We start from the raw sequence: 25,570 nt of genomic DNA on the forward strand, positions 1-25,570 counted from the left end.
CTCGCTAACAGCCTCTACAAGCGGCAAAAGCGCAAACCTCACGGCGCTCTAGCGGCGCCGTGGCTGCAATGCGGTCAATCATCGATAACTACTGGCCCAACAATCGGTCCTGATTCTGCTGCGCCATTTCCTTCAGGTAATCCCAGGTCGTGCGCATGCGCGCCAGGTCCTTGAACTCGATCGGCATCAGCATCCAGAAGGTGCGGGTAAAGCTGACCTCCTCCGGCAGCAGCAGTCGCAGCCGTGGATCGGCGTCGGCGGAAAAAGCCGGCAGGATCGCAATCCCCGCCCCCATCGCCACTGCTTCCTGCTGCGCCAGCAGGCTGGTGCTGCGCAGGCCGATGGAGCGGGCGTCGGCGATGCCATCGAGAAACAGCAGCTCCTTGCTGAACAGCAGGTCATCCACGTAGCTGACGAAGCGATGCGCGGCCAGGTCCTCGCGGCTGCGGATCGGCGGGTGTTCGTCGAGATACGCCGGCGACGCATACAGCCGCAGCACGTAGTCGGTGAGCCGGGTGATGATGAACGGTCCACGCTCCGGGCGTTCCAGGGTAATGACGATGTCCGCCTCGTGGCGCGACAGGCGCACCGCCCGCGGCAGCGCCAGCAGGTCGATGTTCAGGTGCGGATAGCGCCGGCTGAGCCCAGTTAGTTGGCCGGCAAGCATCACCGTGCCGTAACCCTCCGTCGCGCCGATACGTACCTGCCCGGAAAGGCCATCACCCATGCTCGGCAACGAATGCTCGATGGCCACGCTGGCGCTTTCCATCGCTTCCACTCGCGGTAGCAGATTGCGCCCGGCTTCGGTGAGCCTGTAACCGCCGGGCTCACGTAGGAAGAGCTGCAGGCCCATGCTTTTTTCCAGCGCCTGCAAGCGACGGGACACGGTGGTGTGGTCGACAGCAAGCCGGCGCGCCGCGGTCGTCAGCCGCCCCGCTCGGGCGACCTCGAGAAAATAGCGCAGATTGTCCCAGTCCATGGTTGAAGCCTCCATTAGCTACTGTGCATTTATGCAGAACGACTCTGCAGTCGATCGCATTGTAATGTGGTTTTTTGCATTGCTACATTCGGTGCAACTGGTCGCAGCCGTCCGCGAGCCATAACAACAACAGTGCCTTCTCAGGCGGAGAGCCTTATGACAACGTCCAGCTCCATTCCTACCGTCAAATTGCTGATCGACGGTGAATTTATCGAATCGACCACCCAGGACTGGCGCGATGTCGTCAACCCGGCGACCCAGGAAGTCCTGGCGCGCGTGCCTTTTGCGACTGCCGAGGAAATCGACCGCGCCGTCGCCAGCGGCCAGAAAGCCTTCAAGACCTGGCGCAAGACACCGATCGGCGCGCGGGCGCGCATCTTCCTCAAGTACCAGCAGCTGATCCGCGAGAACATGAAGGAGCTGGCGGCGATCCTCACCGCCGAACAGGGCAAGACCCTGGCTGATGCCGAGGGCGACGTGTTCCGCGGCCTGGAAGTGGTCGAGCACGCCGCCGGTATCGGCAACCTGCAGCTCGGCGAGCTGGCCAACAACGTCGCCGCGGGCGTCGATACCTATACCCTGCTGCAGCCGCTGGGCGTCTGCGCCGGCATCACCCCGTTCAACTTCCCGGCCATGATCCCGCTGTGGATGTTCCCGATGGCCATCGCCACCGGTAACACCTTCGTCCTCAAGCCGTCCGAGCAGGACCCGATGGTCACCATGCGCCTGTGCGAACTGGCGCTGGAAGCCGGCGTGCCACCGGGCGTGCTCAACGTGGTGCACGGCGGGCCGGACGCGGTGAACGCGATCTGCGACCACCCGGATATCAAGGCGGTGTCCTTCGTTGGCTCGACCAGGGTTGGCACCCACGTCTACAACCGCGCCAGCCAGGCCGGCAAGCGCGTTCAGTGCATGATGGGCGCGAAGAACCACGCCATCGTGCTGCCCGATGCGCACAAGGAACAGACCCTCAACAACCTCGCCGGTGCCGCCTTCGGTGCGGCCGGCCAGCGCTGCATGGCGCTGTCGGTGGTGGTGCTGGTGGGCGAAGCGCAGGCCTGGATTCCCGATCTGGTAGCCAAGGCACAGACCCTCAAGGTCAACGCCGGTGTCGAGGCCGGCACCGATGTCGGTCCGCTGGTTTCCTGCGCGGCGCTGGATCGCGTCAGCGGGCTGATCGAACGCGGCGTACGCGAAGGCGCCAGGCTGGAGCTGGACGGCCGCAACCCGAGCGTCAGCGGCTACGAAAAGGGCAACTTCGTCGGCCCGACGATCTTCTCCGGCGTTACCCGCGAGATGAGCATCTATCAGGAAGAAATCTTCGGCCCGGTCCTCTGCGTCATGGCGGCAGCGACCATGGACGAAGCCATCGCGCTGATCAACGCCAACCCGAACGGCAACGGCACCGCCATCTTCACCCGCTCTGGCGCGGCGGCGCGGCACTTCCAGGAAGAGATCGACGTGGGTCAGGTCGGCATCAACGTACCGATCCCGGTGCCGGTGCCGATGTTCTCCTTCACCGGTTCGCGCGCTTCCAAGCTCGGCGACCTCGGTCCCTACGGCAAGCAGGTGGTGCAGTTCTACACCCAGACCAAGACCATCACCGAGCGCTGGTTCGATGAAAACGAGGTCGGCGGCCCGGTCAACACCACCATCAACCTGAAGTGACATCACCCACCGGGCCGGCGGACGCGCCGGCCCTCAAGGACGCTGAAATGACATTCGAAACCCTGCTCGTCGACATCCAGGAGCGCGTCGCGCTGATCACCCTCAACCGGCCGCAGGCGCTCAACGCGCTCAACGCCCAACTGATCAGCGAACTGAACCAGGCCCTGGGCCAGCTCGAGGCCGATCCGCAGATCGGCTGCATCGTGCTCACCGGCTCGCCCAAGGCGTTCGCCGCCGGCGCCGACATCAAGGAAATGGCCGAGCTGTCCTACCCGCAGGTCTATCTCGATGACCTCTTTGCCGACGCCGATCGTATCGCCACTCGCCGCAAGCCGCTGATTGCCGCTGTCGCCGGTTACGCCCTGGGCGGCGGCTGCGAGCTGGCGTTGCTCTGCGACATGATCTTCGCTGCCGACAACGCGCGTTTTGGCCAGCCGGAGGTCAACCTCGGCGTGCTGCCGGGCATCGGCGGCACCCAGCGCCTGACCCGTGCCGTGGGCAAGGCCAAGGCGATGGACATGTGCCTGACCGGCCGCCAGATGGACGCCGCCGAAGCCGAGCACGCCGGCCTCGTCGCCCGTGTGTTCCCAGCCGAAAGCCTGCTGGAGGAAACCCTCAAGGCCGCCCGGGTGATTGCCGAGAAATCCCTGCCGGCCACCATGATGATCAAGGAAAGCGTCAATCGCGCCTTCGAAACCACGCTGGCCGAAGGCATCCGCTTCGAGCGTCGTGTGTTCCACGCGGTGTTCGCCACTGCCGACCAGAAGGAAGGCATGGCCGCGTTCAGCGAGAAGCGCAAGCCTGAGTTCACCAATCGCTAAGCCGCATCTGGCCATAACAAGAAGAGGAAACACGCCATGCATATCGGATTCATTGGTCTCGGCAACATGGGCGCGCCCATGGCCCACAACCTGCTCAAGGCAGGCCACCAGCTCAGCGTTTTCGACCTCAACGCCGCGGCCGTCGAAAATCTGGTCGGCGCCGGCGCGCTTCCGGTCGATTCTCCGACCGCCATCGCCCAGGGCAACGCCGAACTGATCATCACCATGCTGCCGGCCGCCGCCCATGTGAAGAGCGTGTACCTGGGCGAGAACGGCCTGATCGCCAGCAGCCGCGAGGGTGTGATGCTGATCGACTGTTCGACCATCGACCCGCACAGTGCCCGCGAAGTGGCCAAGGCCGCTGCCGAGCATGGCAACCCGATGCTCGACGCACCGGTCTCCGGCGGCACCGGCGGTGCAGCAGCCGGCACCCTGACCTTCATGGTCGGTGGCAGCGACGCGGACTTCGACCGGGCGCAGCCGATCCTCGCGGCCATGGGCAAGAACATCGTGCACTGCGGTGCAGCCGGCAACGGCCAGGTGGCCAAGGTCGCCAACAACATGCTGCTGGGCATTTCCATGATCGGCGTCGCCGAGGCGATGGCGCTGGGCGTCGCGCTGGGCATGGATGCCAAGACCCTGGCCGGCGTGATCAACACCTCCAGCGGTCGTTGCTGGAGCTCGGATACCTACAACCCCTTCCCCGGCGTGCTGGACAACGTTCCGTCCTCACGCGGCTACAGCGGCGGCTTCGGCAGCGACCTGATGCTCAAGGATCTGGGCCTGGCTACCGAGGCGGCGAAACAGGTGCGCCAGCCGGTAGTACTCGGCGCCCTCGCCCAGCAACTCTACCAGAGCTTCAGCGCCCAGGGTCATGGCGGCCTGGATTTCTCGGCGATCATCAATCAGTACCGCAAGGACACCTGACCATGAGTGCAACCGAACGCCCCGTGCTGGCCGCCGTACGCAACCACGTCGGCCACCTCACCCTCAACCGCCCGGCCGGGCTGAATGCGGTGACCCTGGAAATGGTCCGCCTGCTGCAACAGCAGCTCAGCGCCTGGGCGGCCGATCCGCAGATCCATGCCGTGGTGCTGCGCGCCAATGGCGAGAAGGCGTTCTGTGCCGGCGGCGACATCCGTTCGCTGTACGACAGCTTCCAGCGCGGCGACACCGAGCACGAAACCTTCTTCGAGGAAGAATACGCCCTCGACCAGTACATCCACGCCTACCCGAAGCCGCTGCTGGCGCTGATGGACGGTTTCGTCCTCGGCGGCGGCATGGGCCTGGTCCAGGGCGCCTCGCTGCGCGTGGTCACCGAGCGCGTGCGCATGGGCATGCCGGAAGTCGGCATCGGCTATTTCCCGGATGTCGGCGGCAGCTATTTCCTCTCGCGCCTGCCGGGTGAACTCGGCACCTACATGGGCGTCACCGGCCTGCAGATCCGCGCCGCTGATGCTTTGCACGTTGGCCTGGCGGACTGGTGCGTCAGCCACGACCAGATTGCCGAGCTGGATCGCTGCCTGGACCGCATGAGCTGGTCGGTCCATCCGCAGGAGGCGTTGCGCACCCTGGTGGCGACGCTGGGCAGCAACAAACTGCCGGGTTCCGAGCTGAAGGCGCTGCATCAGGCCATCGACGAGCATTTCGGCAAAAGCGACGTGGCGGCGATTCGCGCATCGCTGGCCGCCGAGTCGCGTCCGGAGTTTGCCGACTGGGCCGAGGAAACGCTCAAGGTGCTCGACAGCCGCTCACCCCTGGCCATGTGCGTCACGCTGGAGATGCTGCGTCGCGGCCGCGAGCTGCCGATCGCCGACTGCTTCGCCCTGGAGCTGCATCTGGACCGTCAATGGTTCGCCAAGGGCGACATCATGGAAGGCGTGCGTGCGCTGATCATCGACAAAGACAAGTCACCGCGCTGGAATCCGCCGACGCTGGCAGAGGTCACGCCGGAGCGCGTCCAGGCGTTCTTCGACGGCTTCAAGGCCACCACCGGCAAGACACGCCGCAGCGCCACGGCCTGAACCTCTTTTGCAGCACAACAACAAGAAGAGACCGCGCAATGCATGACCTCGAACTCAGCGAAGACCAACGCATGATCCGCGACATGGCGCGCGACTTCGCCCGCCGCGAGATCGCCCCCCATGCACAGGCCTGGGAAAAGGCCGGCTGGATCGACGACGCCCTGGTCGCCCAGATGGGCGAGCTTGGCCTGCTCGGCATGGTCGTCCCGGAAGAATGGGGCGGCAGCTATATCGACTACGTCGCCTACGCCCTGGCCGTGGAGGAAATCTCCGCCGGCGACGGCGCCACCGGCGCGCTGATGAGCATCCACAATTCGGTGGGCTGCGGCCCGGTGCTGAATTACGGCTCGCAGGCGCAGAAGGACGAGTGGCTCCCTGAACTGGCCAGCGGTCGCGCCATCGGCTGCTTCGCCCTCACCGAACCGCAGGCCGGCTCCGAAGCGCACAACCTACGCACCCGCGCAGAGCTGGTGGACGGTCAGTGGGTACTCAACGGGAGCAAGCAGTTCTGCAGCAATGCCAAGCGGGCGAAGTTGGCCATTGTTTTCGCGGTGACTGATCCGGACCTAGGCAAGAAGGGACTTTCCGCCTTTCTGGTGCCCACCGACACGCCCGGCTTCGCGGTGGAGCGCAGCGAACACAAGATGGGTATCCGCGCCTCGGACACCTGCGCGGTCTCGCTCAGCGACTGCCGAATCCCGCAGGCGAACCTGCTTGGCGAGCGTGGCAAGGGCCTGGCGATTGCGCTGTCGAACCTCGAAGGCGGCCGTATCGGCATCGGCGCGCAAGCCCTGGGTATCGCCCGTGCGGCCTTCGAAGCCGCCCTGCTCTATGCCCGCGAGCGCGTGCAGTTCGGCAAGCCGATCGCCGAGCACCAGAGCATCGCCAACATGCTCGCCGACATGCAGACCCAGCTGAATGCGGCACGTCTGCTGATTCTGCATGCCGCGCGGCTGAAGAGCGCCGGCCTGCCATGCCTGTCCGAAGCCTCGCAGGCCAAGCTGTTTGCCTCGGAAATGGCGGAGAAGGTCTGTTCGCAGGCGGTGCAGATCCACGGTGGCTACGGCTATCTCGAGGATTATCCGGTCGAGCGCTATTACCGCGATGCCCGTATCACGCAGATTTACGAGGGTTCGAGCGAGATCCAGCGCCTGCTGATCGCGCGGGAGCTGGCGAACTACGCGCTGTAAACGCCACTGCGTGCTGGACGAATGCCGTGCTGCAATGTGACAGCTCGGCATTCGTCACAAGGGCGCCGTCACTCGCATGGCAAAGCCAGCCTGGCTGTATCGAAGCCCACTCAATTACACAATCAATGCCCACAACGCCTGACAGCGTGGCCGCTGTCTTGCGGCCCAAATAAAAAGGGGAGCCGCTAGGCTCCCCTTCAGGTCATGTTGCTTTGTTCTTCTTCTGCTGACGGGCTTGTTGTTTTTGTTGGCAGCCCGGTCGGACATCGTCCGAGTAGCAGTCCCATAAGGGACATAAAGAACAAACGGATTATTTTGGTCGCTGATGTTGCCACTACCCTCGCGGGCTCAACCGGTTCTGGAGCTGCCTCAAGGCAGTTTTATTGTTCTCGGTCCGGTCGACAGGAAACCTGTCGGGCAATTCCTCTCCAAAAGAATCAGTTTGCTACGTCTCCCACCTGCTTGTTTTTATTGTGTCGGAGTCGCTACGTGTTGTTTTTGTTATTGGATGTGCTTTCTTGTTCTTGTTATGCCAATAACAAAGCATTCGTCGTGCCAGTTTCGATAACTCCATATTTTTCAATAGGTTACGATTTACGCATGCACAGAGAGCACAGAATTCGCGCCTGATTCGTTACCGCCCACCTCAGTGACCGTTACGCTGTACGAAAGGAGTAACACCTTTGGGTAACCGCCTCTGTGCGCGGCGACGTGCAAGGGCGCGATAGTGATATGAAAGGGTCTGCCAGCCGATTCGCGGCTGCATAACGCAGGACACCCCGGCAGTGGTTCACTGTCAGGGTGTCTATCGCTCGATGGGCATAAAAAGGTTCTTCGGCTGGTTAGCGCCTGTGTCGTATCAGGCGTCTGCTGTCTGCACAGCAGTTTCCTTGCGTCTCGCTAGGTAATCGCAGGCCATGATGGCGAGCAAAGGGACGACACCTACACTGAGGGCAGCGTGCCAGGATCCGACGAGGGCCACAAACAGCATCCCCACGACAACGATCGCAGCGACGCAGTGGGCCAGGAAACGGCACAGTTCAAGTGCAACTACTTGTTGTTCGGCATCATTAATCATGACGTTGTACTCCCCGTTTTTGTTGTAATAAGCAGCCTCCGTTTTCATAGTAGTCAGCTGGTGCCAACTCGCAAACCAAAACCGACGTGCGGCACGTCTAGGCCGCGCTTTACGGGCGCTGCACACTACTTTGGTCGACCCCGAATGATTACTTTGAACAGTGTTGCGATATAAGCGTTATATATTCAGGAATCATTTTCCTGACTGCTTGCCCAATAATGGACGCGCTTTTTTTCGCAGCATGAAAGTCGTCGACTTCGATACTCGCGCGCAAGCCTGCGTGCGTCGTAACAGTGCTTACCGTCAGCTGCGCAGCTCAGTCCCACCCCTCCTCCGCACCGCAACGTAACGTCCGCCTCGCCTTGCCTGGCGTGCGGGAAAAACGCGGAGCCGGTGCTGCCTGCAACACGCCCTCAACGTCTTGGTAAACGCCACGCTGGCGCAGATGCGGGTGCTGCGCCGCTTCTTCCAGTTCAAGCACGGGCGCGAAGCAGGCGTCGCTGCCCTCGAGCAAGGCGCACCACTCGGCTCGCGTGCGGGTCGCGAACAGCCGCTCCAGCAGCTCGCTCTGCACAGGCCATTCGCCCGGATCGGCACAGCCCGCCCAGAGCGCTTCCGGTGCGTCTATTCGCTCCAGCAGCTCGTGCCAGAACTGTGGCTCCAGCGGCCCGATTGCAATCTCGCGACCATCGGCGCAGCGATAGCAACGGTAGTTCGGCGCAGCGCCAGCCAGCGGATTGTGTTCGCGTTGCATGTCGATCCGCCCGCTCGGCAGCAGGCCGGCGAAGAAGGTCATCAACGACGACACGCCATCGACGATCGCCGCATCGATCACTTGCCCCTGCCCCGAACGTTCGCGCTCCCACAACGCGGCGAGGATGCCGACGGCGAGATAGAGCGAGCCGCCGCCGAAATCGCCGACCAGGTTCAACGGTGGAATCGCCGTCCCGCTCTCGCCGCGGATTGCCGCCAGCGCGCCGGTCAGGGCGATGTAGTTGATATCGTGCCCGGCGGCTCTGGCCAGCGGGCCGGTCTGGCCCCAACCGGTCATGCGTCCATAGATCAGCCGGGGATTGCGCTGCCGCAGTTCCTCCGGCCCGAGTCCGAGCCTTTCCATCACGCCGGGCCGAAAACCCTCGATCAGCACATCGGCGGTCTGCGCCAGCTCAAGGCAGCGCGCACGCCCTGCTTCGCTGCGGATATCCAGCGTCAGCGTCTTGCGCCCACGGTCGACCACAGGGTTCGGCCAGCCGTTACCACCCTCGCGTTCGATGCGCAGCACTTCGGCGCCCATATCTGCCAACAGCATCGCGCAGTGCGGCCCTGGGCCTATCCCGGCAAACTCCAGCACGCGCAGCCCCTGTAGCGGGCCCTGGCGTGCATCGACACCTTCGCTCATCTGTATTTCTCCTGATCCGCGCGCGCAAGAACGCCCCGCGCCGACGGCACGGGGGCGTTCTTGCTGAACGGTTACTGGTTTACAGCGCTGGGCTGGTTCTCGACTAGATGGTTGCGATAGCGCTCGCGCAGCACCTTCTTGTCGATCTTGCCGGTGGCGGTCAATGGCACCGCGTCGAAAATCACCGCGTCCGGCATCCACCACTTGACGATGTTCGGCTCCAGGTGGGCGAGGATCGTATCTACGGTGACCTCGGCATCGACATGCGGCTCGATCACCAGTACCGGACGCTCTTCCCATTTGGGGTGGAACACGCCGACCACGGCTGCCACCTTCACCCCGGGACAGGCCGCCGCGACGTTCTCGATATCAATGGAGCTGACCCATTCGCCGCCGGACTTGATCACGTCCTTGCTGCGGTCGGTGATGCGCATGAAGCCATCGGCATCCAGCGTGGCGATATCACCGGTGTCGAACCAGCCATCCTCATCCAGTGCGCTCACTTCGCTGCGGTAGTAGCGCTCCACCGTCCAGGGGCCGCGCACCTTGAGGCTGCCGGAGCTGACGCCGTCGCACGGCAGTTCGCGTCCATCTTCGTCGACGATCTTCAGCTCGATGCCGAATTGCAGGCGCCCCTGACGCGTCCAGATGGTGTCATTGGTGGCCTGCTGGCCACGTTCGGCCAGCTTTGGCGTCGGCGTTGCCACCACACCCAGCGGGCTGGTCTCGGTCATGCCCCAGAGCTGACAGACCGCGACGCCGTACTTGGTCTGGAAGGTTTCGGCCATCGCCCGCGGGACGGCGGAACCGCCGATCACCAGCCGCGCCAGGCTGCCGGAATCCTCACCGCTACGTTCCAGATGGGCGAGGTACATGGTCCAGATGGTCGGCACGCCGCCGGACAGAGTCACGCCCTCGGTCTTGATCAGTTCCTGCAGGCTCGCGCCGTCCATCTTGTCGCATGGCAGCACGAACTTGCAGCCATTGATCGCCGCGGCGAACGGAATGCCCCAGGCAGTGCCGTGATAGAGCGACGAGCACGGCATGATGCAATCGAAGGCGGACAGGCCGAACGCGCCGGACAGCCCGGCGGCCATCGCATGCAACACCACCGAACGGTGGCTGTAGAGCACACCCTTGGGGTCGCCAGTGGTGCCGGACGTGTAGCAAAGCACCGCGCCGGCGTTCTCGTCGAACTGCGGCCAGTCCAGCGGCTGCTCGTCGGCGATCAGCTGCTCGTAGCCCAGGACATCCTCTAGGCCAGAACTCGGTTGCGCAGCCAGTTCAATGAAATGGCGGATATTGCCCAAACGCGGCCGCAACCGGGCGACGCACTCGGCAAAGCTGCTGTCGAACAGCAGCACCTGACTGCCGGCGTGGTTGATGGTGAAGACGATCTGTTCGTCCGACAGCCGCGGGTTGGCCGTGTGCAGCACGGCGCCGATGCCGGGCACGGCGAAGAACAGCTCGTAGTGACGGTGAGTATTCCAGGCCAGCGACGACACGCAATCGCCGGGGCCGATGCCGAGCTTGGCCAGCATGCTGGCGGCCTGCGCCGAACGGGCGGCGAGCCCGGCATAGTCATAACGCCAGAGGGGTTCGTCGACCAGCCGCGAGACGATTTCGCGATCACCGTGAGCACGGGCGGCGTGGGTGACGATGCTGCTGATCAACAGGGGGGCGTTCTGCATCAATCCTGGTTGCATGTTTCCTACCTCTATCTTGTTTTTATTGTGCAAGTGCCGGTCGAGGAAACGGCGTTCTACCGACACCACTGAAATCACGTATCGATGCGCCGCATGGCACGCAGGCGCAGCCGGTTCAGGTCAGGACGGCCCTCCAAGGTTGCGCGCGATGACCAGACGCTGAATATCGCTGGTGCCTTCGTAGATCTGGCAGACCCGTACGTCGCGGTAGATACGCTCCACCGGGAAGTCGGACAGGTAGCCGTAGCCACCCAGGGTCTGAATCGCTGCCGAGCAGACCTTCTCCGCCATCTCCGAGGCGAACAGCTTGGCCATCGACGCCTCCACCAATGCCGGCCGTCCGGCTTCGCGCAGCGCGGCGGCGTGATGCACCATCTGCCGTGCCACGGCGATCTGGGTGGCCATGTCGGCCAGGCGGAAGGCCACGGCCTGATGCTCGATGATCGGCTTGCCGAAGGTCTCGCGATCGCGAGCGTAATCACGCGCCGCTTCGAACGCCGCGCGCGCCATGCCCACTGCCTGGGCGGCGATGCCGATGCGTCCGCCTTCGAGATTGGCCAGGGCAATGCGGTAGCCCTCGCCTTCCTCGCCCAACCGGTTGGCCACCGGCACGCGCAGGTCCTCGAATGCGATCTGGCAGGTATCCGACGCGTGCTGACCGAGCTTGTCCTCGACCCGTACCACCTGATAGCCCGGGCTGTCGGTCGGCACGATAAAGGCACTGATACCGCGCTTGCCGGCGTCCGGGTCGGTCACCGCAAAGACGATCACCGTGCCGGCATGCTTGCCCGACGTGATGAACTGCTTGGCACCATTGAGCACGTAATAATCGCCGTCACGCCGGGCACGAGTACGCAGGCTGCTGGCGTCGGAGCCGGCCTGCGGTTCGGTGAGGGCGAAGGCACCGATCTGCTCGCCGCGCGCCAGCGGACCGAGGAAGTCGCGCTTTTGCTGGTCGTTGCCGAAACGCAGGATCGGCACGCAGCCTACCGAGTTGTGCACGCTCATGATGGTCGAGCAGGCGCCGTCACCGGCGGCGATCTCTTCCAATGCCATGGCATAGGCCAGGTAGCCGATGTCGCTGCCACCCCACTGCTCTGGCACCAGCATGCCGAAGAAGCCGAGCGCGGCCATCTCGGCAATCGCCTCGGCGGGATAGCGATGCTCGCAACTCCACTGTTCGGCGAACGGTTTCAGCCGTTCCTGAGCGAACTGGCGAGCCATCTCGGCGATCGCGTTTTGATCTTCATTGGGCAGCATGGATGCCTCCTCAGATCAGTTCGACGGCCATGGCCGTGGCTTCGCCGCCGCCAATGCAGATCGCCGCTACGCCACGGCGCAGACCACGTGCACGAAGGGCCGAAAGCAGCGTCACCAGGATCCGCGCGCCCGAGGCACCGATGGGATGGCCGAGCGCGCAGGCACCGCCGTTGACGTTGACCTTGGCGTGGTCCAAGCCCAACTCGCGCATACTGGCCATGGCGACCACCGCGAAGGCTTCGTTGATCTCGAACAGATCCACGTCTTCGGTGGACCAGCCGGTGCGCTCCATCAGCTTGCGGATCGCGCCGATCGGCGCTGTGGTGAACAGATTCGGTGCATCAGCGTAGGCCGCGTGGCCGTGGATCACCGCCTGTGGCTGCAGGCCCCAGCGCTCGGCTTCGGAACGGCGCATCAGCAGCAGCGCGGCGGCACCATCGGAAATCGAGCTGGAGTTGGCCGCGGTCACCGTGCCGCCCTCGCGGAACGCCGGCTTCAAGCTGGGAATCTTTTCCGGCATCGCCTTGGGTGGCTGCTCGTCGTCGCGAATATGCCGCTGCTGTTTGCCCTGGGTGACCTCCAGCGCAACGATCTCTTCGGCAAAACGCCCCTCGCTGATCGCCACCTGAGCGCGGCGCAGGGACTCGAGCGCGTAAGCGTCCTGGGCTTCACGGCTGAAGCCGAACGCGTCGGCGCATTCCTCGGCAAAGGTGCCCATCAGCCGGCCTTTGTCGAACGAGTCTTCCAGACCGTCGAGAAACATATGGTCGAGCACCCGCCCATGCCCCATGCGATAGCCGCCACGGGCGCGGTCGAGCAGGTAAGGCGCGTTGGACATGCTTTCCATCCCGCCGGCGACGACGATATCGCCACTCCCGGCAAGCAGCTGGTCGTGGGCCATGATCACCGTCTGCATGCCCGAGCCGCACATCTTGTTGACCGTGGTGCAGGTGGTGGCGCGGGTCAGCCCGGCGCTCAACGCCGCCTGACGTGCCGGTGCCTGGCCCTGGCCGGCAGGCAGCACGCAGCCCATCAGCACGTCCTGCACGTTCTCGGCCGGCAGGCCGCTGCGTTCCACCGCCGCGCGGATGGCGGCAGCACCGAGCTGCCAGGCGGTCATCCCCTGCAGGTCGCCCTGAAAACCGCCCATGGGCGTGCGCGCACTGCTGACGATTACGATCGGATCATCTTTCATCTCTGCTTCCTTCACTTGGCGGCCATGCGCAAGGCGCCGTCGAGACGGATCACCTCGCCATTGAGCATGCTGTTCTCAAAGATGTGCCGCACCAGCGCGGCGTATTCGGCCGGGTGGCCCAGGCGTGGCGGAAACGGCACACCGGCGGCCAGCGAGTCGCGGATTTCCTGAGTCATCCCGGCCATCATCGGCGTCTCGAACACGCCAGGGGCGATGGTCATCACGCGGATGCCGAAGCGCGCCAATTCGCGGGCTGCAGGCAGGGTCATGCTGACCACCCCGCCCTTGGACGCGGCATAGGCCGCCTGGCCGATCTGGCCGTCGAAGGCAGCGATCGATGCGGTATTGATGATCGCGCCGCGCTCGCCACCTTCGTCAGGTGCGTTCTCGGCCATCGCCTCGGCGGCCAGCCGCAGCATGTTGAAGCTACCGATCAGGTTGATGCCGACGATGCGGCTGAAGCCGTCCAGACTGTGCGGGCCGTTGCGGCCGAGGACTTTTTCGCCGCCGGCGACGCCGGCGCAGTTGACCAGCCCGTGCAACGCGCCGAAATGTTCGCGGGCGGTGGCGACGGCATGGCGCGCGGCCTGTTCGTCACGAATGTCGGCAGCGACACCCAAGGCGTTCGGCCCCAGCGCCTGTGCCGTTGCGTTGGCCGCGGCTTCATCCAGATCGACGAGTACGACCTTGCCGCCCGCCTCCACCAGCCCTTGGGCCGCGGCAGCGCCAAGGCCGGAGGCGCCGCCAGTAATGAGGAATACCTTGTCGCGAATCTGCATGGCGCTCTCCCGTGCTTGTTGTTATTCGGTGCGAAGCCGGGAGTTATCTTTGGACAGCAACACGGGTGCGGCAATGGTCGATGTTCTCAACCTGTCTGACCGTTTTGGCCAATGGCTAAACGCAATCACGAACGCCGCGGTGCGCGCCAGCGGGCTGAAGTTGGGATGCAGGTAATCAGCGCCGCGCCGGCGCCAGAATCAGATTGCGGTAGTGCCCGGGATTGATGCCCGTCCACTTGCGGAATGCCTTGTAGAACGAGCTGACATCGGCAAACCCAAGCCGCTCGGCGATCTCGCCGTAGCTGATGGCAGCATCGGCCAGCCACTCGGTGGCCATCTCCTGACGCAAGCCGTCCTTGATCGCCTGATACGGCTGCCCCGCTTCCGCCAGGCGTCGGCGCAGGGTCGAGGCCGAGATGCACAGGGTCTGCGCCAGCGCCTCGCTGTCCGGCCAGCGTTCGGCGGGCAGGCTGCGCAGGTGCTGTTTGATGCGGCTGGCCAGGCTGGAGTGGTCGCGATAACGCACCAGGATGTTGGCTGGCGCTTCGGCGAGAAAGGCCTGCAATTCTGCTTCGCTACGACGGATCGGCAGATCGAGCACTTCGGCAGCGAAGATGATCCGCGTCGACGGCCGGCCGAAACGCAGGTTGTCGGAGAACATCACCCGGTAATCATCCGTGTAGTCCGGTTCAGCACAACGCAACTCGACCGCCAGCAGCGGGATACGCCGCCCCACCAGCCAGCAGGCCAGGCCGTGCAGGAGCATCCAGAAGGTGAAGTAGCAAAAGGCTCGCGCCGGCTCGGGGTTGCGTTCGCGCAGCACCACTTCAGCCAGGCTCTGGCTGCGGATCAGCTTGCCACGCAAGTCCTCCAGGCCCAGCCCGAGAAAGCTCAGTGCGTGAACCAGCGCCTTCTCCAGTGTCGGCTGCTGGATGCAGCTGCGGCTGAGAAAGACGAAGCTGCCCCAGCGCAGCCGGCGCGGGTCCATGCCGAAGAATTCGTCATCGAAGCGCCGCGCCAGGCGCAGCCAGAGTTGCGAGTAGTCGCGCACGTCCATGCGGCCGTCGGGATCTTGCAGGCATGCGGGGTCGAGACCGATTTCCTCCAGCAGTTGCTCGGCGCTCAGCCGCGGCCCGACGAAACCCAGCAGTGCCTCGGCCACCAAACGGACGCTGATGCTGTCCCGGCGGGCTATCGCCGAGACGGCTGCCTCGTCTGCTGTCGTTTGCGCCTCGCTGGTCATGCGGCTCGGTTTCCTGCCCTGTAGTCGTTGGCCGCCATGATCGGCCAGGCACGGTCGCGCTGTCAGCCCTTGCGTCACATCCAGCCCAGGGTCAGCCCCATCACCATGAGGTAACGCGCGGTCTTCGCCAACGTGACGATCAGCAGAAAGCTCCATAGTGGCTCACGCATCACGCCGGCGACCAGGGTCAGCGGATCACCGATGATCGGCACCCAGCTGAGCAGCAGCGTCCAGCGGCCATAGCGATGGTAGCTGTGCTGCGCCTTCGCCAGTTGCCGCTCGTTGACCGGAAACCAGCGTTTGTGGCGGAAATGCTCGACGTAACGCCCGAGCAGCCAGTTCACAACCGAGCCCAGCACATTGCCGAGGCTGGCCACGGCGACCAGGGCCCAGACCGTGTAGCGTTCGGAAAGAAGGAGGCCCGCGAGCACCGCCTCGGACTGCATCGGTAGCAGCGTGGCGGCACCGAACGCCGCGAGAAAAAGGCCGAGATAGCCGGAGAGCGACACCATCGATATGCAACCGTAACCATGCTGACTGACGGCGCGCAGTATGCGGGAAAGCGCATCGTTTGGGCGGTGACTGCGGCGGGGATGATGCTTGAGTAAGAACCTCCAAGCCCGCGGCGATTCACTCGCGACAGACTAGCCGGCGTCACTGTGTCACCTTGCAACAGGGCAACAGGGCAACAGGGCAACAGGGCAAATGTACATGCGGCACCGGTGTTGCCGAGATCGGACATTGCCATGGACGGCAACGGCCGCACTGACATCACATCTCGTGAATACGGCTCACCTGACGAGCAAGACGCATGGTCTCGTGCTCTTCCATGCGTAGAAGGTCCTCGGCGAGATTGCGTGCACCATCAATTTCGGCGCGACGTGCCAAGGATCGGTACAGATCGATCACCTGGTTATGAATGGTGAAGATATCCAGGGAGATCTCCTCCACCGTCATGGTGTCGTAAGCCTTACAGGCCTGATTGCGCAACACCGGATTGCGTGTCAGATAGTCGTAGATCCAGGTATGCAATGCCTTCGGGTCGGCATGCTTCTCGATCTTGTCGACCGTTTCCGCCAGTGCTCTCTCGTGGTCGGCAATGTAGACCAGCAGCCATTTGGCTCGGGTCTCTTCGTGCTTGTCGGAACAGCGAGCCATGCAACGAGCCAGCATGGCATGGGTGTCGCGTGTCCAGTCGATCAGGTCTTCGAATCGCTCGATCTTCATCGCCAAAATCTCCGCTGGTAGGACGGCAAACAGCACGGCACAGGCCTGTCTCACCGGTGCCTGATTCTGTCCGCTTGCCAGGTCCGGTTACATGACGCTGATTAAGAGATTAGTCCAGCCTGCTGCGCCAAGGCCGCTCACACCGCGCAACCTTGCTACAGATCATTGCCGGCCGGAAAAAGACGGTCGAGGATGGGCGTGGATTCGCAAACCATGTGCCATCGCCCCGCCCGCCGGCTAGGCCAGCACCAGGGAAGCACGCTCATGTACCACGTCGTGTTGCGCGGGGCTCTGTTGATGCTTCTGGGGATACTGGCCAGCGCTCATGCGTTCGCTAACGCAACGGTGCTTGAGGTATTCGTGCGTGACGGCTGCCCGCACTGCAGCGCAGCCAAGGCCCATCTCGCGGAGCTCTCCACGCAGCATCCGGAGCTGGAGATTCGCCTGCGGGAAGTCGATCGCGATCCTGCCGCTCGCGCCGATCTGCTGCGCCTGTCCCGTGACGCCGGCGTCTGGCCGCCGGCAGTGCCGACATTCGTCATCGCTGATCAGATGTACTACCTGTTTCGCCGTGCTCGCGCTGAGCAGCCACAAGCTCACAAAACGACCTGGCGGCACGCTGAAGCTAATCAGCGGTGCGGCGATGCTCCCGCGGGACGTCGTCATGCTGCTACAGCCGCAATCGCTGCAGTAGCAGATTGCCAGGGGTGACCTATGCTGGACCCTAGCGCCGCTGCCATGCAGCAAGGGAGAGGCAAATGAGAGCATTCCGCCAGCGCACCATCGCCCTGCTACTAGCGCCGCTCCTGCTTGCTGGCGGCCTGGCGCAAGCATCCACCGCCAATCACGCTCGTTTCGATGCCCTGCTGGGTCCTTTCGCCAGTGGCGAAGAAGTAACGCGGGCCTGTCTGAGCTGCCACGGCAAGGCAGCCAAGCAGATCATGGCCACGCGGCACTGGACTTGGGACTACATAAACCCGGATACCGGTCAGCGTCTGGGCAAGAAGACCATGCTCAACGGCTTCTGCATCGGCGACCGTTCCAACGAGGCGTTCTGCCAGTCTTGCCACATCGGCTATGGTTGGAAGGATGCCAGCTTCGACTTTACCGACGAAACCAAGGTCGACTGCCTTTCTTGCCATAACACCGGCAACTACCTCAAGCTTGCGGGCCTCGCTGGGCATCCGCCGCTGGTGCGCAGCGAAACCGCACCCGGCTCAGGCAGATTCATCGAACCGGTCGACCTGGCCGCCGTGGCACGCCATGTTGGCGCAACCACACGCCGGACCTGCGGGACCTGCCATTACTACGGCGGCGGTGGCGACGGCGTGAAGCACGGCGATCTCGATTCGTCGCTCAATGCGCCGTCGCGTGAGCTGGACGTGCACATGGCCGCCGAGGGTCTAGATTTCACCTGTTCGACCTGCCACGTTGCCGAGGAGCACCGGATCGCCGGCAGTCGCATCAACGTTACTGCCAGCGACCCGCACGGCGCAGTCACTCGAGGTGAGCGCAGCGAGCGCAACCGTTCGACCTGTCAGTCCTGCCATGGTGACAAGCCGCACCAGGGAAACCTGCTGCACGCGGGGCGCGTTAATGACCACACCAGTGTGCTTGCCTGCCAGAGCTGTCATATCCCGGCCTTCGCCCGCGGCGGCGTACCTACCAAAATGGCCTGGGACTGGTCCAGCGCCGGAAGAATGGACGCCAACGGCAAGCCATTCCAGACGCGCAACGAGCGCGGTCAGGTTCTTTACGACAGCAGAAAGGGCAGTTTCGTACTCGGCGAGGATGTAGTGCCCGACTATGTCTGGTTCGACGGTCGGGTTAGCTATGTGCAACCCGATACTGTAATAGACCCAAGCACCCGGGTACCGATCAATAGCTTTCACGGCACACCGGGGGCCGCTGATGCACGCATCTGGCCGGTCAAAACCTTTCACGGGCGCCAGCCTTTCGATACCGAACACCTGACATTGCTGGTGCCGCATACCGCGATCCCGAACGATACGGCGTTCTGGTACAACTTCGACTGGGCCAAGGCCCTGCAGGCTGGAGCCGACGCTTCTGGCGCCCCCTACAGTGGCAAGTTCGACTTCGTCGACACGTCGATGCTATGGCCGATCACCCATATGGTCGCACCGAAGGAACAGGCGCTCGATTGCGCGCAGTGCCATGCCCGGCAAAGCCGGCTCGGCGCTGTTCCCGGTATCTGGCTGACTGGCAAACACCACAGCCCCCTGCTCGACCGGATCGGCTTTGGGCTGGCTGGCCTCGCCCTGCTGGGCGTCCTCATCCATGCCGCTTTGCGCGTACTCTCGCGCCGCAGAAGGAGCCACTGACATGGGCGAGCGTCTCTACCTGTTTACCCGTTTCGAGCGCTTCTGGCACTGGTCGCAAGCCACACTGATCATCACGTTGTTGTTCAGCGGCTTCGCGGTTCATGGCAGCCACGCGTTACTGGAGTTTCGCACTGCGGTTGAAATCCACGAGGTATCAGCCTGGCTGCTGATGCTGTTGTGGGTGTTCGGCATCTTCTGGCATTTCACCACCGGCCAGTGGCGCCAGTACACTCCCACGCTGAACAACATCGATCGGATGCTGCGCTACTACGTTCACGGCATCTTCATCGGCGCTCCTCATCCGTACAAGATCACGGTGGAGCGCAAGCACAACCCGTTGCAGCGCCTGTCGTACCTGTTCGTCAAGGTGATGATCGGCCCGCTGCTGTGGCTGACCGGGCTGCTCTATCTCTTCTGGGAGCAGATGCAGGAGCAGCTCTCGCCCTGGCTCGGCTTGCAACAGGTCGCACTGCTGCACACGGCGGGCGCGTTCATGATGCTGATCTTCCTGATAGCGCATGTGTACCTGGCCACAACCGGGCGGACGCCCCTGGAACACATCAGAGCCATGGTTAGCGGTTGGGAAGAGAAGCACTGAGTGGATCAATGAGTGGATAAATACCCCCACCGGTATAAGATGACCCGAACATCTACGTCCTTTCATGTCGGAGCTTCAGATGAAATCCTCATTGATCGCCCTTTCCCTCAGCATGCTGGCTTTCGCGGCCCAGGCAGTAGAACTCGAAGTCACCCCGCAAGACGCCTACGCCCGCGCCCAACAGGAGGATGCAAAGGTCCTCTTCATCGACGTCCGCGACCCGGTGGAGATCATGTTCGTCGGCTTCACCGATGCCGTGGACACCAACATTCCGTATCTGCTCGTCAATCGGGACGCCTGGAATGACGAGCGCGGTGCGTTCCAGACCAACCGTAATCCGAAGTTCCTCGAGCAGATCCAGGCCGAACTGGACAAGCGTGGGCTGGGCGCCGACACCGAAATCATCACCATGTGCCGCTCGGGCAGCGAGCGTGGCAAACCCAGTGCGGATTTCCTGCGTGAGAACGGTTTTCCCAATGCGCGGTATGTCGTCGATGGATTTCAGGGCGCGGCGATAAAGGAAGGACCGCAGGCAGGTTTTCGCCTACAGAACGGCTGGCAGAACGCCGGCCTGCCGTGGAGCCCGAAGATGAATCCGGAAAAGATCTATCGCACCGATCGCAAGTAAAACCCTCGCGTAGCGCGGCACCTCGGCGATGAACATCGGTAACGCACACCGCCGGATCGGCCATCAGCCAAAAACGGTCACCGTTTGCCGGCTCAGCGCGACCAATTCTCCGGTTGGCGTCCACAACGCCGCGGCGCAGTGGCCGTAGCCGTCACGGGCATGCTCGATAACTGCGCGGTACATGCACCAGTCGTGGCTGTCGAGTTCAGGCAACGGCTGGATGAATTCGATGGTCCAGGTCAGTGAACTGCCGGGCGCGAAGCTCTTCAGATGCGGCAACACGGCAGGCGGCCAGGCATCGACCAGCGCCAGCAGGTGCGCTTCAGTCATCGGCTCGCGGGGTACATCACCACGCTGGCGCACCCAGCCGCCCATTTCGCGGGACGCGTTGCCGGAAAATGGTAGCCCGCCGATGCCCCAGCGCATGGCCAGGTAGCGGGTAAATTCCGGCGTTACGCCTGCTACGTAAGGCAGTTCCTGGCAGGCTTCGACCGGTGGCATGGCTGGCGCCGGCTCGGCCTCGACATCCACGACGGAACTGCGCGCTGCGCCGAAGCTGCCCTGGACTATGGTGACCACCTGCCCGTCCTGCATCACCCGGCCGAGCATCTGGCTCACGGCCTTGCCTTCTCGCAGTACCTCGGCCTCGAAGCTCGCCGGCGTGTCCAGCGCCAGCGGCCCGACGAAGGTGATCGCCAGCGAACGCAGCGGTCTGCCGTCGGGCACCTTGGCGCGCATGCTTTCGAAGACCAGCGCGGCGACCAGACCGCCGAAACCGGCACGCCCCTGTCCCCAGCTGGCCGGTACCACCACACTGCCGGGGTTGTCGCGCACCGCCTGCAACAGCTCGCAAAGCTCCATATCCACCTCGTTATCGTTCGTTATGCGAGCGATGTTAAAGGGGCGCCGGTGAGGGTGCGAGCCTGCCTGGCAGAAGCGGCCGCATGAAATGCCGAATCATCCATGCCGGCAATGGACGTCAGCCACGTTGCGCCGGCGCAGCGGGACGCCAGGGCAGCGCCCGGCGCAGCTGGTTCAAGGCGCGTGACAGGTCGTCAGTCGCATCAGTTTGCTCGGCGTAGCGCTGCGCCTCGTAGAGGCTGACGAACGCAAGGATGGCTGGCGCCTGTTCGGGCAGCATCACTGCGGCGCGCTGGGCGAAACTACGGGCACCCTCGCCTTTTTGGCGGCGCGCGCCATGACGTGCCAGAAGTCGTTCGAAGCGCCGGAACAGGCGCTGCTGAACGTCCGTTTCGCGCCGCCAGGGCTTGAACAGCAGCAGCGCGAGCACGCCGGTCAGCACACCCAGCAGCGCCACCAGGCCAAGACCGAGGGTCTGGCCGTCCAGCTTGCCGAACCAGCGTTGCAGCATCTGCGACTGCTGCTCGTCCTGATAGTTGAGTACCCAGCGCTGCCAACCGTAATTGAGGCTGTCCCAGCGCAGGCGCAGCGCGTTCATCCAGCCGATGTCACGGTAGCGCAGCAGTGACATCGGTTCGTCGGCGAGAAAGCTCTGCTCTCGGGCCAGCGCCTGCTCCAGGCCCTGCTCCACCCGCTCGGGCGCGACCTGGAAGGTCGGGTCGACACTGACCCAACCGCGCTCGGCGACCCAGTATTCGACCCAGGCGTGGGCGTCGAACTGACGAACGGAGAGATAATTGCCCGCCGGGTTGACCTCACCGCCCTGATAGCCCGCCACCACCCGAGCCGGAATGCCCGCTGCGCGCAGCACAAAAGTCATGGCGCCGGCGTAGTGTGCGCAGAAACCGCTGCGCGTCTCGAACAGGAAGTCATCGACGATATCGCTCCCCACCGACGGCGGCTCCAGAGTGTAGTGATAGGGCTGGCGGTTGAAGTGCTTCAACAGCGCATCCACCATCGCCTGCGGCTCCTGCGCAGAGCGCCGTAGCTCGGTCGCCCAGGCGCGAGTACGTGGATTGCCCTGCTCCGGCAGCTGCAATGCGCGCCCGAGGCTCGCCGGTGCGCTGGTCGCTTCGCGACGCGCGTCCAACCAGGAGGTCGCCTGATACATCAGCGGCTTGTTCACCGGCTGGCGGCGCTGGAGATGAAAATCCGCCATCAGCTGCGCCTCGGCGGACGCAACCTGCGGCACATCCAGCGCGAACAGCCAGGGCTGACCGCTGGGCTGCATGACGATGCTGTAGCTGAGCGGCTCACCAGCCGCCTGCCACTCCGGCGCCTGGGGAAGCTGCGAAGCGTAGGACTGCGACCAGCGACGACCGTCGAAGCGTTCGAAGGTCACCGCGCGCCAGTAGAGCTGGTCGCGGGGCGGAATGTCGCCGTCGAAGGTAACGCGAAAGGCCAGCTCCGCCGAACGGCCAAGACGGGCGATATCGCCGGGCGCCATGTGATCGGCCAGGCCGGTTGTGCCGCGGTCGCCGGCCTGCGGCAACGACCACAGTGGCGGCAGGCGGGGGAAGAACAGGAACAGCACCAGCATCAGCGGAATCGCCTGCAACAGCAGCGAACCGGCCAGGCGTACCGTCGGCCATGGTCGGGTGACCAGGCTACTCTGCTGCAGCCCGATCATCGCGGCCAGCAATGCGATGACGGGCAGCAGGCTATACAGTCCGGCGACCAGGCTGTCCTCGAACAGGTAGCTGGTCACCACCGCGAAGAAACCCAGGAAGATCAGTACCAGCGCATCGCGACGGGTGCTCATCTCCACGAGCTTGAGAATGAACGCAGCGATCAGCAGCACCACGCCGGCTTCCAAGCCGACCAGGCTGCCGCGCGAGAAATACACGCCGAAGCCGGCGCCAATCATCAGCAGCGCCTTGAGCCAGCTGCGCGGATAACGCGCACGCATGCGGAATATCTGGATCCGCCAGCTGGCGCAGCCCAACCACAGGCCGATGATCCATAGCGGCAGATGAGTGAGGTGCGGCAGGATCACCAGCACCTGCGCCACCAGCAGCCAGATCAGGCTGTTGCGCGGAATTCCCGGCTTCGCGCTCACTTCACGCCCTCCTCGCTCAGGCCATGCAGCGCCAGTGCACGCAGGCAGGCATCCCGATGAGCCTGCCCGCCATCGGGTCCGACCAGCTCACCCGGCAGGCGCAGTGCGAACGGTTGCTGCTTGTCGCTGAGGTCGACGACCCAGTGGCAGAGCCTCGACAGGCGCTGCTCGGTGTCGCCGTCCAGGGCATCGAAGTCCAGCAGCGGATCGTTGCCGAGCAGGCTGGCGAAATCCTTCACCAGCAGGCCCTGGCCACGGGAATAGGCCTTCCAGTGCAGGCGTCGGCGCGGATCGCCCGGCTGCCAGGCCCGCAGCCCCTGATAGTCGTCGACACCGGCGCCGCGCGTCAGCGTGCCCTCATCCTCGGTTTCCTGCGCCTTGCCGCCGGGCGGGCGCTCGGCAACCGATGGCTGCGGGTAGACCAGCGCCGCCAGCTCCAGATCGATCCAGCTCCAGGCCACCAGCAGGCCCAGCGGAAAACGGCTCTCGACCCGCACACGCCCCGGTCGCAGCCAGCCGCGGCGTTGCGTCGGCAGGCTCAATTCGACTTCGACGGCGCCGCCCGCCGGCACATCGACCAAGCGCAAGCCGCTGGCCGGCCAGCCGAGCGCCACCGCCTGATAGGCGCGACCGGGACTTTCCAGACGCACCCGCAGCAGCGCCTGCTCACCGACGAATGCAGCGGTGGTTCCGCCCGCCTGCAGGACCAGGCCGGCAAGATTGCGCCAGGTATGCAGGATGGTGACGAGATACAACGACCCGAGCAGAAAGGTCAGGCCGTAGGCCAGGCTGTTCTGGTAGTTGATCGCGGTCAGCAGCATCAGCAGCAGCGCCACCAGGAACGCCAGCCCGACCGCGGTGGGCATGATGAAGATGCGCCGCTGATTCAGGCGCACGCTGGATGCGGGCGGGATGCGCCGCAGCAGCCAGCGGTCACGAAAGCGCGGCAACAGCCTCACGACAGTTGCCCGCCGTCATGCGCGGATGTCGCTGTCACAGCGCAGGCACTTCGCGCAGCAACCACTGCACCAGCGCGCCGCCGCCGTGACCGGTGGCATCCGCGCGCTCGCGCAGGCGATGACCGACCACGGTTGGCAACACCGCCTGCACGTCTTCCGGGATCACGTAGTCGCGACCGTCGAGAAACGCCCAGGCACGTGCAGCCGCAAGCAGGGCCAGGCTGCCACGCGGCGACAGTCCCCAGGCGAATTGCGGCTGCGTGCGGGTGGCCTCCACCAGTCGCAGCACGTAATCGACCAGCGCATCGCTGACCCGCACGTTGCCCACTGCGTCCTGAATGGCACGTAGTTCGTCGTGTTCCAGCAGCGGTTCGAGGCGGGTCAGCAGATCGCGTCGCGACTCGCCCAACAGCAACGCCTTTTCCGCTGCCTTGGCCGGATAGCCCAGGGAAACCCGCATGAGAAAGCGGTCTAGCTGCGATTCCGGCAAGGCAAAGGTGCCGCCTGAACTGACCGGGTTCTGTGTGGCGATGACGAAGAATGGGTCAGGTAACGGGCGCGTCGCCCCCTCGATGGTGACCTGCCCCTCCTCCATGGCTTCAAGCAGCGCGCTCTGGCTCTTCGGCGTGGCGCGGTTGATCTCGTCGGCCAGCACCAGCTCGGCGAAGATCGGACCCGGGTGGAAGACGAACTGTCCGCTGTCCTTGTCGAACACCGAGGTGCCGAGAATGTCGCCGGGCAGCAGATCGGAGGTGAACTGGATGCGCTGGAACTCCAGTCCCAGCACCTTGGCCAGAGTATGGCTCAGGGTGGTCTTGCCCATGCCCGGCATGTCTTCGACCAGCAGATGACCTCGGGCCAAGAGACAGGCAAGGGCCAGTCGAACCTGGGCTTCCTTGCCGAGCAATACTTCGTTGACTGCTCGCAGGCAGGCGTCCAATCGGGTGCGCATAGACTCTCCTTCGTTCGTCGCCCTGATGCTACTGGTCAGCTGCGGCCAGGCAAAGCGAAGGAAATGCGCGGTGACGAGTTTGTGATCCTGGCACCGTTGCAGCACTCACGCCGCTGCGCCTGTTTCCAGACGATGGAAAGCAGCTGCAGACATTGCTTGTGAGATGACGGCCGCGGGAAAGCGGTAAGCGAGCCGGAAGGCTCGAAGGCAATTGCCGGCCCGTGCGTTAGCGAACGGACCGGCAACTGAAGGCGCCGGCTCAGCGACCGGCGCGGGATTCGCGAAGGTAGAAGCGCGCCTTCTGCGCTTTCTGCGTGCAACCGCGGAAGGCTTCGAACTGCTGCTGCGTCTTGGCGCCGGTCAGCAAGGCCATGGCCTTGGAGTAGCTGACCGTACCGGCGAAGCCTTCGGCTTCCGCCAGGCTCTGCTCCTTCCACGCCGCATTCAGCTCCGCGGCGCAGCTGTCACGGTATGCCGTCTTGCCAGCACAACCGGCCAGCAACAGAACCAGCAAAGGCAAAGATAGCCAGGTTTTCATCGCA

The 25,570-nt window shown here is 64.0% G+C and carries 24 protein-coding genes; 9 read left to right on the forward strand and 15 right to left on the reverse strand.

Features of this window, described 5'->3' with window-relative positions; all coding sequences use genetic code 11:
• Positions 1–88 precede the first annotated feature (88 nt).
• Positions 89–979 carry a LysR family transcriptional regulator gene (locus tag LLJ08_RS11670; RefSeq protein WP_221103788.1) on the reverse strand — a complete coding sequence of 297 codons (891 nt, stop codon included), beginning with the start codon at positions 977–979 and terminating at the stop codon, positions 89–91.
• A gap of 156 nt (positions 980–1,135) precedes the next feature.
• Here LLJ08_RS11670 and LLJ08_RS11675 point away from each other — a divergent pair, with 156 nt between their 5' ends.
• The 5 genes from LLJ08_RS11675 to LLJ08_RS11695 are packed head-to-tail and all read left to right on the forward strand — an operon-like array spanning position 1,136 to position 6,682.
• Positions 1,136–2,647 carry a CoA-acylating methylmalonate-semialdehyde dehydrogenase gene (locus LLJ08_RS11675; protein WP_101275631.1) on the forward strand — a complete coding sequence of 504 codons (1,512 nt, stop codon included), beginning with the start codon at positions 1,136–1,138 and terminating at the stop codon, positions 2,645–2,647.
• Between the two features lie 47 nt (positions 2,648–2,694).
• A complete protein-coding gene (locus LLJ08_RS11680) occupies positions 2,695–3,468 on the forward strand; it encodes an enoyl-CoA hydratase (protein WP_228207082.1) in 774 nt (257 codons plus the stop codon).
• A 36-nt stretch (positions 3,469–3,504) separates the two neighbouring features.
• Positions 3,505–4,395, forward strand: a complete 891-nt coding sequence (mmsB, locus tag LLJ08_RS11685; RefSeq protein WP_228207083.1) for a 3-hydroxyisobutyrate dehydrogenase — start codon at positions 3,505–3,507, stop codon at positions 4,393–4,395.
• Between the two features lie 2 nt (positions 4,396–4,397).
• Positions 4,398–5,492, forward strand: a complete 1,095-nt coding sequence (locus LLJ08_RS11690) for an enoyl-CoA hydratase/isomerase family protein (RefSeq protein ID WP_228207084.1) — start codon at positions 4,398–4,400, stop codon at positions 5,490–5,492.
• Positions 5,493–5,530: 38 nt separating this feature from the next.
• Positions 5,531–6,682 (forward strand): acyl-CoA dehydrogenase family protein, encoded by a 1,152-nt coding sequence (locus LLJ08_RS11695; RefSeq protein ID WP_228207085.1) that lies wholly within the window; start codon positions 5,531–5,533, stop codon positions 6,680–6,682.
• An 859-nt stretch (positions 6,683–7,541) separates the two neighbouring features.
• Here LLJ08_RS11695 and LLJ08_RS11700 read toward each other — a convergent pair.
• The 9 genes from LLJ08_RS11700 to LLJ08_RS11740 all read right to left on the reverse strand — a co-directional run bounded on the left by LLJ08_RS11700 (position 7,542) and on the right by LLJ08_RS11740 (position 16,569).
• Positions 7,542–7,808 carry a hypothetical protein gene (locus tag LLJ08_RS11700; protein WP_014820432.1) on the reverse strand — a complete coding sequence of 89 codons (267 nt, stop codon included), beginning with the start codon at positions 7,806–7,808 and terminating at the stop codon, positions 7,542–7,544.
• Positions 7,809–8,076: 268 nt separating this feature from the next.
• Positions 8,077–9,159 carry a CaiB/BaiF CoA transferase family protein gene (locus LLJ08_RS11705; protein WP_228207086.1) on the reverse strand — a complete coding sequence of 361 codons (1,083 nt, stop codon included), beginning with the start codon at positions 9,157–9,159 and terminating at the stop codon, positions 8,077–8,079.
• Between the two features lie 71 nt (positions 9,160–9,230).
• On the reverse strand, positions 9,231–10,850 hold the full coding sequence (locus LLJ08_RS11710) for a long-chain fatty acid--CoA ligase (protein ID WP_228208935.1): 1,620 nt from the start codon (positions 10,848–10,850) through the stop codon (positions 9,231–9,233).
• Between the two features lie 135 nt (positions 10,851–10,985).
• A complete protein-coding gene (locus LLJ08_RS11715; RefSeq protein ID WP_228207087.1) occupies positions 10,986–12,125 on the reverse strand; it encodes an acyl-CoA dehydrogenase in 1,140 nt (379 codons plus the stop codon).
• 10 nt (positions 12,126–12,135) lie between these two features.
• Complete coding sequence (locus LLJ08_RS11720; RefSeq protein WP_228207088.1) at positions 12,136–13,320, reverse strand: acetyl-CoA C-acyltransferase; 1,185 nt, start codon at positions 13,318–13,320, stop codon at positions 12,136–12,138.
• A gap of 11 nt (positions 13,321–13,331) precedes the next feature.
• The gene (locus tag LLJ08_RS11725) at positions 13,332–14,099 is read right to left on the reverse strand and encodes an SDR family NAD(P)-dependent oxidoreductase (protein WP_228207089.1); all 768 of its coding nucleotides are present in this window, start codon (positions 14,097–14,099) and stop codon (positions 13,332–13,334) included.
• A 175-nt stretch (positions 14,100–14,274) separates the two neighbouring features.
• Positions 14,275–15,342 (reverse strand): AraC family transcriptional regulator, encoded by a 1,068-nt coding sequence (locus LLJ08_RS11730; RefSeq protein WP_228207090.1) that lies wholly within the window; start codon positions 15,340–15,342, stop codon positions 14,275–14,277.
• 74 nt (positions 15,343–15,416) lie between these two features.
• Positions 15,417–15,854, reverse strand: coding sequence for a YqaA family protein (locus LLJ08_RS11735; protein WP_125861865.1), 438 nt, complete (start codon positions 15,852–15,854; stop codon positions 15,417–15,419).
• Positions 15,855–16,113: 259 nt separating this feature from the next.
• Positions 16,114–16,569, reverse strand: coding sequence for a hypothetical protein (locus tag LLJ08_RS11740; RefSeq protein ID WP_014820440.1), 456 nt, complete (start codon positions 16,567–16,569; stop codon positions 16,114–16,116).
• 297 nt (positions 16,570–16,866) lie between these two features.
• Between LLJ08_RS11740 and LLJ08_RS11745 the strand changes: the two genes are divergently transcribed.
• From LLJ08_RS11745 to LLJ08_RS11760, 4 genes are all read left to right on the forward strand, one after another.
• Positions 16,867–17,280 (forward strand): glutaredoxin family protein, encoded by a 414-nt coding sequence (locus LLJ08_RS11745; protein WP_228208936.1) that lies wholly within the window; start codon positions 16,867–16,869, stop codon positions 17,278–17,280.
• A gap of 47 nt (positions 17,281–17,327) precedes the next feature.
• A complete protein-coding gene (locus LLJ08_RS11750; RefSeq protein WP_228207091.1) occupies positions 17,328–18,911 on the forward strand; it encodes a tetrathionate reductase family octaheme c-type cytochrome in 1,584 nt (527 codons plus the stop codon).
• Position 18,912: 1 nt separating this feature from the next.
• Positions 18,913–19,509 (forward strand): cytochrome b/b6 domain-containing protein, encoded by a 597-nt coding sequence (locus LLJ08_RS11755; RefSeq protein WP_228207092.1) that lies wholly within the window; start codon positions 18,913–18,915, stop codon positions 19,507–19,509.
• A gap of 79 nt (positions 19,510–19,588) precedes the next feature.
• Positions 19,589–20,137 (forward strand): rhodanese-like domain-containing protein, encoded by a 549-nt coding sequence (locus LLJ08_RS11760; protein ID WP_228207093.1) that lies wholly within the window; start codon positions 19,589–19,591, stop codon positions 20,135–20,137.
• Positions 20,138–20,200: 63 nt separating this feature from the next.
• On the opposite strand, the gene LLJ08_RS11765 is transcribed toward LLJ08_RS11760, so the two are convergent.
• From LLJ08_RS11765 to LLJ08_RS11785, 5 genes are all read right to left on the reverse strand, one after another.
• Positions 20,201–20,998, reverse strand: a complete 798-nt coding sequence (locus LLJ08_RS11765) for an acyl-CoA thioesterase (protein WP_228207094.1) — start codon at positions 20,996–20,998, stop codon at positions 20,201–20,203.
• A 118-nt stretch (positions 20,999–21,116) separates the two neighbouring features.
• Complete coding sequence (locus LLJ08_RS11770; RefSeq protein WP_228207095.1) at positions 21,117–23,117, reverse strand: transglutaminase TgpA family protein; 2,001 nt, start codon at positions 23,115–23,117, stop codon at positions 21,117–21,119.
• Positions 23,114–24,076 carry a DUF58 domain-containing protein gene (locus LLJ08_RS11775; protein WP_228207096.1) on the reverse strand — a complete coding sequence of 321 codons (963 nt, stop codon included), beginning with the start codon at positions 24,074–24,076 and terminating at the stop codon, positions 23,114–23,116. Before LLJ08_RS11775 ends, LLJ08_RS11770 begins: the two co-directional genes overlap by 4 nt.
• Before the next feature lie 34 nt (positions 24,077–24,110).
• On the reverse strand, positions 24,111–25,028 hold the full coding sequence (locus LLJ08_RS11780) for an AAA family ATPase (protein WP_014820448.1): 918 nt from the start codon (positions 25,026–25,028) through the stop codon (positions 24,111–24,113).
• A gap of 259 nt (positions 25,029–25,287) precedes the next feature.
• A complete protein-coding gene (locus LLJ08_RS11785; RefSeq protein ID WP_014820449.1) occupies positions 25,288–25,566 on the reverse strand; it encodes a hypothetical protein in 279 nt (92 codons plus the stop codon).
• Positions 25,567–25,570: the final 4 nt, after the last annotated feature.

This window comes from Stutzerimonas chloritidismutans (assembly GCF_020783375.1).
Classification (GTDB): domain Bacteria; phylum Pseudomonadota; class Gammaproteobacteria; order Pseudomonadales; family Pseudomonadaceae; genus Stutzerimonas; species Stutzerimonas kunmingensis.